Here is a 12,352-nt window from a genome sequence, read left to right as displayed (position 1 = left end):
CGTTGCACAACGATGCCAGGAACCGGGCGCCTTCGCCTCCACCGCAGGTGCCGATGGCAAGCAACGTCATTAACGCGCGATAGCCGCTGGCCTCAAGATCCGCTACATCGTCCCGTCCGAGGCTTGCCTTTACGAGCCTGTAGCTGTTCACGAATCGCAATGTCCGGCGCGGCGAACGGTCGAGGATCTCGGCGACCATGCCCATGTAAGCTCGTTCGTCCGGCGTGACGAGAAGACTGCGGGCGCGGGGCCTTGTCTCCTTGACGCTTGCCCCCGCCGTGTCGATGTCATCCTGCGGCATGGCGTACTGATGCAGCTCTCTTTCACGCGTGGTCTGCTCGGCCCTCTGCCAACATTCGGTCTTCCAGAAAGTGGCTGATAATCGCTGTACAGTGAATATGGACTTATTGGCGAATATACGCTAGAGGGCCGTTATTCACTGGACAGAAAATATGCTAAAATTCAAAAATGAAGAACAGGAGCTGCTGGACGGGCTCGTCGACGCGATCGGCGGATTGCCCGAAGGACAAGCCTGGATCGAAGGTCGGGAGGTCGCGCTGACGCCGCGCGGCGGCCGAGTCGATGCCATTATCGAGGCGATGATCGCGGGTCGGTCGCTCAAGCTTCTAGTCGAAGCCAAGCGCGAGGCCTTTCCGCGCGACGTGCGCCAGGCGGTTTGGCAGCTCCGCAGCCACCTCGCTCATCAGAATGACCTCGAACGCGAGGTGGTGCCCTTCTTCATCGCGCGCGCCATCTCACCCGGCGCACGCGAGATACTGCGGGAGGAGAAGATCGGGTTCTACGACCAGGGCGGAACGCTCTACATCCCGGCACCGAACACCTTCGTCTATATTGATCGCCCCGTCCCGCCCAAGGACAGCAAGGCATTCGGGGCGATTTTCCAGGGCCAGCGCGCTCGGGTGGTCCAGGAAATCTTCGCGAGACGCCCGGACTGGGTGAGCGTCAAACAGATCGCCGAGGATGCCGAAGTCTCATCCGCCACCGCATCCGAAACGCTCAGCGAAATGGAGCGGCGTGAATGGGTGGAGGTCGAAGGCGCCGGGCCTTCGAAATTGCGCCGGCTGCGCGCACCGAAGCTTGTCCTCGACGCCTGGGCCGATTTCCTCGCCGATCAAAAGCCGCCGAAGTTCGAGCGCTACTATGTCTCGAGCACCAATGCCGAAGAGCTCGCCCAAAAGCTCGATCGGGCATGCGGTGAGGCGAATGCTGCTTATGCGGTGACGTCGGAGGCGGCCGCACAGGCTTATGCGCCCTATCTCTCGAACGTCTCTCAACTCCGCTGCCGGATCATCCCCGGACCCCAGCGCGATCTCGCGCTCGAACGCCTCCACGCCCGCCCGGTCTCGGAAGGCTGGAACCTCGCCGTGATTGAGACCAGAGCGCGCGGCGACGTCACCGTCGGCGACCGGATCGAGGGGATCGCCCTCGCCCGGCCGCTGCAGGTCTATCTCGACCTGCTGCAGGGCTCTGGTCGAGCCAAGGACATGGCCGCCCATCTCCGTACAGAAAGGCTCGAACAGTAATGGCCAAGCCCCGTACTATCGGTGGCTATGGCGCCGTTGTCACCGAAGGCTGCGAGCGGGTTCTCGTCACGCTGCTGCGCGGGCTCGGCCCGTGGAAGGAGTCGGTCTTCCTCATCGGCGGGCTCGCACCGCGCTACATCATCACCGCCCGTCCGCCGTCCGTTCCGCAGCATGCAGGAACAGGCGATGTCGACATCGTCGTCGACATCGCCATGCTCACCGACACGAAGGCCTATCAGACGCTCGAGAAAAATCTTCGCGCGATGGGCTTCGACCGTGCGGAGAACGACGCCGGTAAGAAGCAGTCCTGGCGCTGGAAAGCGCAGGTAAGCGGCGGCGCGACGATGATCATCGAATTTCTGGCGGACGCGCCCGGACTCAGCGGTGGACGCGTGACCGAGCTGCCGACCGAAGGCAACGTGACCGCGATCAACATCCCACACGCCTCGATGGTGTTCGACCTCCATGATCAGGTCGAGATCACCGCCGAGTTGCTCAATGGCGGTGGCCGCGCGACGGAGGTGGTCCGCTTTGCGGACATCGTCAGCTTCACCTGCCTCAAGGCGTTCGCATTCGACCAGCGGGCCGAACCCAAGGACGCGCATGACCTCGTCTATTGCCTGGAGCATTACGAAGGCGGCCAGGACGCTCTCTACGGCGCGTTCAGCGCCGCTATGGAGGGAGAGCACGGCGCTGTAATCCGAGAGGCCCTCGGGCGTCTTGCGGTCCGTTTCAGCGACCCTAATCCTGACGAGAGCTATCTTCGTGACGGGCCCACCGCCGTGGGGCGCTTCGAGGATGACGACGCCGACGTGGAGACTGAGCCAGAGCTGCGTGACCAGCGCATTCTCCGTCAGCGGCGTGTGGCCGACGTGATGAAGGATTTTCTGGCTGCGCTCGACCCGTCGGTGTCGAAATAAAGAGGTGATGGTGCTGAACCCGGTTACACCGGGAGAGGCACGCAAAGAGAGAAACAGGGCATATGGATATCGCCGAAGCTCGTCATCTTGATAGTGGCGCCAAATTATTCCGGGGCGATTTGCGCCTCCACAGTTTTGGCGGATCGCATGATGTCCAGGACAGTACGGCGACACCTGCTGCTATCGTGCACACCGCCATCACCGAGCAACTCGATCTGATCGCGATCACGGACCACAATGAGATCAGCGGAGTGGGCGCGGCCACGTTCGCCATCGAGGGAACGGATGAGGACACATGGATCGACGCTATGCTGCCGGCCTGGGGCAAGATCGCCGCTGCCTTTGGAATCGATCAACCGCCGCGCGAGGTCATATTGAGACAGATGCGGCACGGCTGAGGGTCCCCGCTTTGTTTCTCTGCCGTCCCGAAAAGGGAAAAAGTCGCATGTCCGGTTCTATAGAGCACGGCATTCGATGACTCGACTCTGAACGGCAGGAATGCCCCAGGACCCAGCGGTCATTCCCTACAAAAACGACCCTTCCCAGCCACTCAGCCGCCGATTTTCACTCCCCAGGTGCGGCCCGTCAGCTTTTCCGTTCTGAATACCCAAGACTGGCCGTAAAGAGACCGTCGGGCTTTGGCATCGACACGACGACAGCCGCCGTTCGTGGGCCGAAGCCCCCTCCATGAAGCCCGCTTTTTGTTAATGCGGCAAAGTGCAGGGAGTTCTTGCCGAAAATAGTCCCCCAAGTTGCCGTCTATCTGCGATATTTGAGGACAGTAGGATTCAGCAAGAGCTCAGTCGAGCGATTGCACGTTTCAATCGAACTTGCCCGGACAACCGGAAGCAAATTACGGCAAGACCGGCTTCAGCATCAACATCCGCGCCGCACACGAACAGATCGACCGCCGCAATTCCGTTTTCAGGCCAAGTATGGATGGAGATGTGAGATTCCGCCAGCAACGCAACACCGGTAACGCCCATGCCGGGGCCGAAGTGGTGCAATCGGATGTCTATCAACGTCGCGCGCGCGGCGGCGGCAGCTTCACGTAACGTCGCCTCGATCAGCGGCAGATCGCTCAATCCGTTGCACCCTTCGATATCGGCGATTACGTGGAGGCTGTTATCGGGGGTATGCGCCATTTCAGGCAAGACTTTCGAAAGGATGGTCGAGCTCGGAGAGCGCAGCTTCAGCGGCGCAGACGCCGCGATGATGGGCTTCTTCGAATAGCGAAAGGCCGCTCATGTCGGAATGGGCGAATAGCACTGGTGGATGCGCGGCGACGGCGCCTAAACGTGCAGGATCGGAGAGGAAGCCTGGCGTTGGCCGGATCATCGCATGGCCCCAGCGCCAGACGTCGATGCGCTCTATAACGCCGTCCAGATCGGGGTTCATCGCCAACAGGTCATCGCGCACCATGGTCTGCCATTCGCGCAGCGGGCGCGTCATCATGATCTTGCGCGCTTCTGCCGGGCTCTCTTTCGACAACGGCAGATACCATGTGAGTACGGTCGGCCCGCCGTCGTTTGCCTCGCTTTGATGCGTGGCGACCACGTAGCCCAGCGCTTCGCTGGCAGTCGAGACATTGTCCCACGCCAACGACACGCCCTTGCCTTCGGGATGGCGCCCCACGGTGACATTGGCGACTACCCACGGGGCATAGGACATGGCTCCCTCGGCCGCGAATTGCGGGGCAACGCGCGCGGCGACGAAATGCGGCATGGCCATGATCACCGCCTTCGCACGCAGTCGCCTGCTTCTGCGCGCGGTGTGATCGAACAGGTCCACCAACGCGCCGTCTCCATCACGTTCAACGTGAAACACGCTGTGCGCCGGTCGCAAGTGCGGGCGGATACGCTGCGCCATCAGGCTGACGAGGCGGCCATTTCCTTCCGGCCATGTCAGTTCGCGGTCGCCGTCGCCCTGGGTCGCCCAGCCCCGACGACCGGCGAAATAGTGGATGCCCGCCCATGCGGAGACATGCTCCGGCTCGCTGCCGTAATCGTCCCGGCAACAGTAGCGCAGATAGGCGCGCAGCACCGGAGAGGTGAAGCCTTCGCCATCCAGCCACTTTGCGAAGCTCACACCATCGAGCGCGCGGAAGATCGGATCGATGCTGGAATAGGCCATCGGAATGGCAAAGGCCGGGCGGCCGTCTGCGCCCACCGCCTTGCGATATGCGTCCATCCGCCGGTCGAACGCTGCGCGCTGATCGCGGTCGGCAGCGGTTACGCCGGAAGTGGGGTAGAGCCCTTCCTGCCAGCGCCCGCGCCACAGCAGGCGCTCCTCCAGGTCGGCGCAGAGCTGGTAGGGATCGTAAACAGGCACGCCTTCCTGCTCGCCCGTCATCATACCGAACTGGCGCAGCATATGGCGCAGCGCCGTTGCCTCGCGATTGGGTACCGGAAGGTAATGTGCGCCGAGCGGATAGGCACTCACGGCATTGCGGCCGGATCGCGCATTGCCGCCGGTCAGGTCTTCCATTTCGAACAGGGCGAAACGATCGAACCCCGCCTCGCCCAGCCGCCAGCCTGCGGCAAGGCCCGCCGCGCCGCCGCCGGCGATCAGGACGTCGATCTCCTCGACCGGTCCTTGCGGCGCGGGAAAACGGCGATCGCGCAACAAGTGGCCGCGCTGCCAGTCGGCGCCGCCCAGTTCGCCGGCAATCGCGGCTTCGCCGCAGCCGCCGAGCATCGCCGCACCTGCTGCAAGCGTACCACCGGCCAATAGCTGCCGCCTCGTAGGCTCAGCCTTCATATTTGCCCCATTCCTCGGCGAAGCTGCGCACGAGGGCCTGGTTGTCCAACCGGTTCACCGGTGTGGGGCGGCGGGCCATGTCGGGCGGAAAGTCAAACATCGCGCGTTCGCTAGATGCGGTCAGGAAGCGCAAGCCATGCGGCAGGCTCACCGCGTCGGTCAGCGGGCGATGCGCGGCCAACGTGAAGCCCCATTCGCCGAAGCTGGGCACGTAGGCATGGTATCCGCGCGAGGAGAGCCCGGCCGCTTCCAGCGTGCTCGCCACCGTCCAGTAGGAGCGCGGAGCGATCAGCGGGGATGTGCTCTGCACTGTCATCACCCCTTCGGGCGCGAGCAGGCGGGACACTTCGCGATAGAAGGTTTCGGTGTAAAGCTTGCCCAGCGAGAACTCGGTGGGATCGGGAAAATCAACGATCACCGCGTCGTACTGCCCCTGCGCCTCGCGCACCCAGCGAAAGGCGTCGGCATTGTGCACGGTGATGCGCGGCGAGGAGAGCGAGTGGTTGTTCAGCGCGGCCAGTTGCGGCGTATCGCGGAACAGATGCGTCATTTCCGGATCAAGATCGACCAGCGTGACATGCCGCACGCGCGGATCGCGCAGCACTTCGCGCGCGGCAAGGCCGTCTCCGCCGCCCAGGATCAGCACTTGCGCCGGATCGGCAACGCGGCCCAGCACCGGCCAGACCAGCGCCTCGTGATAGCGATACTCGTCCCGCGTGGAGAACTGGAGATTGCCGTTGAGATAGAGTCGCAAGTCCTCGCCCCGCCGGGTGATGACGATGCGCTGGTACGGCGTGGAGCGGGCGTGGATCACCGGCTCCCCATAGAAGGCCACTTCGGACCAGCGCTGCATCCGGTCCGCCATGGCAAGGCCGACCAGCAGGCTGGCTGCAACCACCAGCGCCGCCGCCATGTCCGCGCCGATCCGCCGTTGGCGGCGCAGGGCAAACAGCAGCGCCAGCGCGACCGCCACGTTGGCAAGGCCGAACACGAAGCCGGTCCGGATCATGCCCAGCCACGGCACCAGCACCAGCGGGAACAGCAGCGATGCGATCAGCGCGCCGACATAGTCGTAGGTCAGCACGTTGGACACCAGTTCGCGGAAAGCGAAGCGGTGGCGCAGGATGCGGATCAGCAGCGGAATTTCCAGGCCCACCAACACGCCGATGGCCAGTACCAGCGCGTAGAGTACCACGCGGAAATCGCCCACCAGCGGGAACAGCATGAACAGGCCCGCTGCCGACCAGCCGCCCAGCGCGGCGATCATCACTTCCACCCGCACGAAGACGCCGATCTCGTCGCCCCGTACATGGCGCGAAAGCCAGCTGCCCACGCCCATCGCGAAGAGGTAGGAACCGATCACGGTGGAGAACTGGGTGACGCTGTCGCCCAGCAGGTAGCTTGCCAGCGTGCCCGCAAGCAGTTCGTAGATCAGACCGCAGGTCGCAACGACCAGCACCGAAACCAGCAGGATGATCGCGAGCGAGGCGGGGGCCTTGTCATCATCCCCCATGCCCTCACCGCCCGCGGCGAGATCGCTTTCAGCCATGAACGGCCGCGGCGATGATGTTCGAGATGCCGATGGCCACCGCGCCCGCCAGCAGGGCGACGGCCGTGTTTTTGCGCTCGATGATCTCGCGCCAAAGTTCGCCGGGGGTCAGTTTGTCCACCAGCACGAAGCTGACGATGAAGATGACAATGCCCAGCAGAGCATAAAGCAAAGTCGCGAGGAAGACGGAAAGCGTGAGCATGTGTGGGCTCCCAAAAATCGATATTGCCGGAAAAGGACTTGCCGAAAATCACTTGTGCGTGGGGCCGCCGCCGCGTGCGCCGAAGCCGCTGCCAGTGCGAGCTTCTCGCTGCTCGTCGGAATAGGGGGACCAGGCGTAGAAACTCGTCAACGCGATGCCCCCCAGAAGCATCAGGCAGCACAGCACGTGGAAGATCAGGCGCGGGCTCATCGGTTTTTCCAGCCGCGATAAATGGCAAATGCCGGCATCACCATCACCAGAATGCAAAGCGTCCAGAAGTTGCCCTGCGGCATCGTGTTGGTCTGGACGACGATCTCCACGGGCACCGGATTGGGCTTGTCCGCTCCCCACCCGCCATAGGAACCGGCGCTGGAATTAGTGGAAGAATCGCTGGCGGACGTCGATGCCCATGGCGAGGGCGTGCTGTCCGGCGGGACGTCGGTGGGCCAGCGGTGCGCGCCGGCGTCTACGAAGACGTCGTAAGAGCCCCTGGGAATGTGCCCGAACTGGGTCGTGGTCCTGGTGCTGCCTTCGCTCCACGGGCCGTCGCTGTCGCTGCCGGTATAATGTTCGACAAGGCCGTAGGCATCGATGGACTGCCCCGTCGCCCGGTCGACCAGACTGTAATCGAGATCGACCCACTCGTTTTCGATCGTGCTGGCGCGCGCGCGGATGCTCACGAATTGCCAGGGACGGCTGACAGTAATGCGACCCACCCTGATGCCTTCTGCCGTCCGACCGAAGGGCGCTTCGATATCGCTGGTGCCCGCCGCCGATCTGCCTGCGAAGACCCACATCAACAGCGCGACGGTCAGGATCGTCAGCATCGAAGCCCCGAACATCGCGGGAATGTCGGAGGTATCGGATCGCCGTTCCGCCTGGAATAGCGTATAGCCGCGACCGCTGGAGTTGCCCCGCTTCGTTTGGCGTGCCGGTTCGGGCATGGAAAGACCGAAAGCGCTTTCCACCTGACCGCCCGGCAGCGCAACGAGCTGGGTCCAGTTGATCTCCCCGTCGGCTTCCTCGCGCGAAAGCGTGAAATCCCGGCATGTGTAGGAGGCGCAGAGCGCCCGATCGCCGCTGGCGATGCGCCAGTAGAATTCGCCGATCACCTTGTCGACGGTGGCCTCGCTGGCCTCGTCCTCCTGCCGGAAGCGCTGGCCGCGCCACTGGACGGAGCCTTCGCTTTCCTGTGGCCGATCCAGCAGCATCGTGCCGAACTGCCAGTCGCCGTCATACTCGACGAGCCAGCGATAGCCGACATAGGGGTTGAGCAGGAGGTATTCGCGCCAGTTGGACCACGCATCGCTGCGTTCCAGCGCGCCGATCACATCCCACTCGGTGTCGAACAGCTGCCCCCGGCTGCCCAACTGCAGTGTGAAACCGGCGGCAGCGCGGTTGCGCCGTTCGATGATCTGCACTTCGGGCCGCGAAACGTCGAGAATCGAGCCGCAATACTGGCAAGCAAGGTTGATCGACCAGCCCGCCGCCCGCACTTCCAGCGTGCCGCCGCAATTGGGGCAGGAGACCGCGCGCACGGCGCTTTTCGGCGGGTTCACCGCATCTGCTCCGGGATCGTCCAACCCTCGATCTCGCTCAACACGCGGGGCGCCAGATCGGCGAGTTCATGCCAGCTGCCCAGCCACGCCGTCGCGCCCTGCCCGTCAAGTTGGAGAGACAATGCCTCTCCGCCCGGCGTGCGGAAATCGACATTGGTCATCGTCCAGCCGGCACGCGGCGGAAACGGCAGATCGCCTTCTCCGCCAAGGCATTCCGCCTGCTTCACATCAGACACGGCATAATCCGCACCGTCCAACGTCAGAATCTGGCCCAGGACCAGTTCTCCCCCGTTCGCAAACCGGTGCGCCAGCGGCGCTGCCATCACATCGGGCCGTTCGGCGGTGAGCATGTACATGCCCATCGCCTCCCCCAGCCAGCGCGTCTGCCCATCAGCCGAGGCCAGCAACCATTCGTTCCACGAACCGCCGCTCCAGCCCCAGCGTACCCTGCCGGCGGCAACGAATTCGCTACCGCCGATCCGGAAGTGCGTGCCGATCTGCACCGGGGAAACATCGTCGGGTACCACGGCAACCTTGCCGATCTCCTCGACCGACTGTTCCAGTCGCAGGATCAGAGACTGGCAGTGGCTGCATGTCGTGTAAGGCGCGGAGAGCCCCCGCACAGGCAGGGCCGCGCCGCAGGACGGGCAATTGATCACGCCGGTGTTCCCCCCGATACTTTCGCGTCAGCGGATGCGCGAGAGCAGTTCGGCCTTCTTGGCGTCGAACTCCTGCTGGCTCAGCGCGCCGAGCGTGACCAGCTTGTGCAGCTTTTCAATGGTGGCGATGGGATCTTCCTCGGAAGCCGCTACCGAGGCTGCAGCCGCCGTGCCCAGTCCGGCCGACATCGCACTGCCCAGCGCCGTTGCCGCCGCCACGCCCGCGCCGATTCCGGCAACGCCGCCGTCCGCGCCCGCTGCCTGCTCGATCGCCTCGGCCGCCTGAAACCGGGTGTATTGCGCCAGATCACCCAGCACGCGCATCGACGACCCCTTATCGAGATGGGCCTGCACTTCCTCCGGCAGCGACACGCTTTCCACGTAGAAGCTCAGGCATTCGAGGCCCCACTGCGCGAAGGCCTTGTCCACTTCCACCTTGATCCGGTCCGACAGCGCCTGCTGGTTCGCCGCAAGGTCAAGGAAGGCAATGCCGCTGCCGCCCAGCGCCGTCGCCAGCGCGGTCTGGATCGCGGCGCGCAGTTGCGGCTCCAGTGCGGCGACCGAAACGCCTGCTAGCGTGCCCAACACACGCGAAACGAAGGGCTCCAGATCCGCCACGCGGAACGAGTATGATCCGAAAGCGCGGATGCGCAGCGCGCCGAACTCGGCATCGCGCACCGTCACCGGCTGAGCAGTACCCCACTTCAGCCCGTGCTGCTCCTTGCGCGAGAGGAACACGACGTCGGACTTGAAGGGCGACTTGAAGCCCTTGTCCCAGTTCATCAGGTTGGTCAGCACCGGCAGATTGGCGGTGTTGAGCGTGTGCAGGCCGGATTCGAAGAAGTCCGCCACGCAACCTTCGTTGACGAAGACAGCGGCCTGGCCCTCGCGAACCGTCAGTTGCGCGCCATTCTGAATTTCGCGATCCTCGAAAGGCACGCGCCAGGCGAGTTCGCCCGGGTGTTCCAACCATTCGATGACATCGACGAACTGCTTACGAAGAAAACCGAACATAGGAGGCCCGCACCTTTCGCGACCTACCCTAGAGGCTTTCCCATCCCGTGCAAAGAAGCGCGTGATGTGTATCGCATTATGCGGCCCTTCCGGCCCCTCAGAAGATCCCCAGAATTGCGATTTTCTGTAGTCTAAACCGACGGCCAGTTTCAGGCCATTCCGACCGTGGCGGAGACGTCAGTTAAGTTGAAATTTATGTGCCGATGCAGAGCAACGGGACAGGAATATGACTCCGATCTACCATCAACGTGGGAGATCCGGAGCAACCGTTTTTTTGGGTTCAGCGTACACGGAGCAGAATGACGGCAATGGGTGCGCATTTTCGGACAATCAGCCGATGACATCGGAACCAAGCCACGGAACTTGCGGTAGGTGACGTCGTCTTTTTCCGCTAGCAGCAGGCTATGAGCATCGTTCAGATCATACGAACTCGGGACTGCCCCGAAATGCCATGGAAGAACGGTGGCGGAACGACCCGAGAAATCGCAGTCTTTCCACCCGGCGCCGGCATGGACGACTTCCTTTGGCGGCTCAGCATGGCAAGAGTGGAGCATGGTGGCGCCTTCTCGACGTTCCTCGGTATCGATAGGACACTTGCGGTGCTGGAAGGCACCTTGCACCTTGAAGGCGACGGAGTGGATATCCGGCTTGATCCGCAGAGCGCCCCCTTTCCCTTCGATGGCGGCGCACAAATATATGGAGAACCTGCGGGCGGTCCGGTGCTCGATCTCAATGCCATGACCCGGCGCGGCGAGTGTACCGTAAAGATGGCCCGCCGGGGGGCAGGCATAGTCACGGCAAGCTCAAGCGCTTCCTTCCTTGTCCTGCTGGAATCGCAGGATCTGGAGAGTTCGCCAATGGAAGCGCTGGACTGCGCCGTGTTCACTGGCAAGATCTTACTTGAGGGTGACGCGATACAAATTGATTTCATCAGCGAATGCTAAGTTCTTGACCGAAAGCAGTCTTTCAAGTGGCGGGGCTGGAGCGACGGCTGCTTCCCAGCTTCCGCCTACCGATGTCGACCCAAGCCGGTCATTCAGCGTTCAATTGCTGTTCCCTAGGTGCGGACGGTCCGGTTATCCATCGGAACCGATCCAAACAGGCGGTGTCACCGGCAAAGCAGCGCTTGCCGGCTAACATGAGCTCCTTGGACCAAATGTAATACAGGTTCTGGGCAATGCCTTCGGGGCGACGTAGTTCGGCGATGCGGTCCTCGCGGTGCAATCCGTCCAGCACGATCGGATCTTGTCCTCGACCGAGAAGTGCCGCCGCGCCTGTCGGCGAATGTCATTCACCCAGGGTTTCGGTAGCGGCCTTGGTCGGCGATTTTCGCAAGGAGGGTAGGCTTCATCTGCGTTCCTTCGTCACCACGACGAGGCCCAAACCCTTTTTAAATCTCACCCCTGATCGATGCCTTGAGCGCTGACGCCGGACAGATGCTAGGATCGCCCACATTGAACGGCAATGTAGTCTATTCTGCAAATCACTTCGTCGCCGGAACGACAGAAGGCGCCGCAGCGACGGGAGGTGTGGTAGGTGCAACTGACTTCGGTTCACCCACAGCCAATGGTGCTGGCGCTGCGCTGGCAAAAGCAAGCGGCACGTCTTCGTCAACAAAGCCGCTGACCGCAGCGCCGACTGGAACTTTGGCGCTCGTACCGGTCATGAAGAAACCTGCAGGCAGAAAAACGATCGCCGAAGTCGCGACAGCACCTACACCACCTGCGACGCCCTTGTCATCAAAGGCGCCTGACAGTCGAATCTGCCTGCCATTGACCATGACATATAGCAATTCGGCTGACAGGTGGCCTGACTTTCCCCACATGCCCTTGTTGCTCACGTCAGTAACTTGACCAACAGCAGGACTCCCCCCAGGGATCACAACTCGGCCGTCGACCAGCACATCGCCAGAAGTTTCCAGTCGAAAACGCTGTCCAACCCGAAGCTTTTTGCCCTTCGTCGTCAATTCCTCAACCAACTTGAGCGGAACCGCTGTACCTGTACGGAGAACCGCGTTTTGTGGGTTGGAGACAGGCAGCACCACGTTTGCGGTTTGAGCGCTCGTAGGATTTACCGCTTGCGCACAAACGGCGGTAGGAACGAGCGATGCAGCGATAATCACTGCGAGCGAAACCGATTTCATTA

At 62.6% G+C, this 12,352-nt stretch carries 13 protein-coding genes and 1 pseudogene; 4 read left to right on the top strand and 10 right to left on the bottom strand.

Annotated features, from left to right (window positions below; all coding sequences use genetic code 11):
• Positions 1-452 precede the first annotated feature (452 nt).
• The 3 genes from AC1VVM_RS21980 to AC1VVM_RS21970 all read left to right on the top strand — a co-directional run bounded on the left by AC1VVM_RS21980 (position 453) and on the right by AC1VVM_RS21970 (position 2,862).
• Positions 453-1,544 (top strand): hypothetical protein, encoded by a 1,092-nt coding sequence (locus AC1VVM_RS21980; protein ID WP_482905879.1) that lies wholly within the window; start codon positions 453-455, stop codon positions 1,542-1,544.
• Positions 1,544-2,464 (top strand): antitoxin, encoded by a 921-nt coding sequence (locus AC1VVM_RS21975; RefSeq protein WP_482905878.1) that lies wholly within the window; start codon positions 1,544-1,546, stop codon positions 2,462-2,464. Before AC1VVM_RS21980 ends, AC1VVM_RS21975 begins: the two co-directional genes overlap by 1 nt.
• A 62-nt stretch (positions 2,465-2,526) precedes the next feature.
• Complete coding sequence (locus AC1VVM_RS21970; protein ID WP_482956481.1) at positions 2,527-2,862, top strand: hypothetical protein; 336 nt, start codon at positions 2,527-2,529, stop codon at positions 2,860-2,862.
• Between the two features lie 390 nt (positions 2,863-3,252).
• Here AC1VVM_RS21970 and speD read toward each other — a convergent pair whose 3' ends face one another.
• The 8 genes from speD to AC1VVM_RS21930 are packed head-to-tail and all read right to left on the bottom strand — an operon-like array spanning position 3,253 to position 10,207.
• Positions 3,253-3,609 carry an adenosylmethionine decarboxylase gene (speD, locus tag AC1VVM_RS21965; RefSeq protein ID WP_482905876.1) on the bottom strand — a complete coding sequence of 119 codons (357 nt, stop codon included), beginning with the start codon at positions 3,607-3,609 and terminating at the stop codon, positions 3,253-3,255.
• Position 3,610: 1 nt separating this feature from the next.
• Positions 3,611-5,224, bottom strand: coding sequence for an FAD-dependent oxidoreductase (locus AC1VVM_RS21960; RefSeq protein ID WP_482956480.1), 1,614 nt, complete (start codon positions 5,222-5,224; stop codon positions 3,611-3,613).
• Positions 5,214-6,773: a polyamine aminopropyltransferase gene (locus AC1VVM_RS21955; RefSeq protein ID WP_482956479.1), complete on the bottom strand. Its 1,560-nt coding sequence runs from the start codon at positions 6,771-6,773 to the stop codon at positions 5,214-5,216. Before AC1VVM_RS21955 ends, AC1VVM_RS21960 begins: the two co-directional genes overlap by 11 nt.
• Entirely contained in the window at positions 6,766-6,975 is a 210-nt protein-coding gene (locus AC1VVM_RS21950) for a DUF350 domain-containing protein (protein ID WP_132392472.1), read from the bottom strand. Before AC1VVM_RS21950 ends, AC1VVM_RS21955 begins: the two co-directional genes overlap by 8 nt.
• Before the next feature lie 48 nt (positions 6,976-7,023).
• On the bottom strand, positions 7,024-7,185 hold the full coding sequence (locus tag AC1VVM_RS21945; protein ID WP_165912368.1) for a hypothetical protein: 162 nt from the start codon (positions 7,183-7,185) through the stop codon (positions 7,024-7,026).
• Positions 7,182-8,558, bottom strand: a complete 1,377-nt coding sequence (locus tag AC1VVM_RS21940) for a DUF4178 domain-containing protein (protein WP_482956478.1) — start codon at positions 8,556-8,558, stop codon at positions 7,182-7,184. Before AC1VVM_RS21940 ends, AC1VVM_RS21945 begins: the two co-directional genes overlap by 4 nt.
• On the bottom strand, positions 8,531-9,193 hold the full coding sequence (locus AC1VVM_RS21935; protein ID WP_482956477.1) for a DUF4178 domain-containing protein: 663 nt from the start codon (positions 9,191-9,193) through the stop codon (positions 8,531-8,533). The genes AC1VVM_RS21940 and AC1VVM_RS21935 overlap by 28 nt, the downstream gene beginning before the upstream one ends.
• Positions 9,194-9,220: 27 nt before the next feature.
• On the bottom strand, positions 9,221-10,207 hold the full coding sequence (locus AC1VVM_RS21930; protein ID WP_482956476.1) for an SPFH domain-containing protein: 987 nt from the start codon (positions 10,205-10,207) through the stop codon (positions 9,221-9,223).
• A gap of 404 nt (positions 10,208-10,611) precedes the next feature.
• On the opposite strand from AC1VVM_RS21930, the gene AC1VVM_RS21925 reads away from it, so the two are divergent.
• Entirely contained in the window at positions 10,612-11,151 is a 540-nt protein-coding gene (locus AC1VVM_RS21925; protein WP_482956475.1) for a HutD/Ves family protein, read from the top strand.
• 157 nt (positions 11,152-11,308) lie between these two features.
• Here AC1VVM_RS21925 and AC1VVM_RS21920 read toward each other — a convergent pair.
• A pseudogene (locus AC1VVM_RS21920) lies at positions 11,309-11,502 on the bottom strand (transposase); the annotation flags it as partial.
• A gap of 188 nt (positions 11,503-11,690) precedes the next feature.
• Positions 11,691-12,350, bottom strand: coding sequence for a hypothetical protein (locus tag AC1VVM_RS21915; protein WP_482956474.1), 660 nt, complete (start codon positions 12,348-12,350; stop codon positions 11,691-11,693).
• Positions 12,351-12,352 lie beyond the last annotated feature (2 nt).

Source organism: Novosphingobium sp. BL-S-33, from assembly GCF_056857025.1.
Note: the sequence above shows the minus strand (reverse complement) of the source record. Positions and strands in the feature narration are given on the sequence as shown.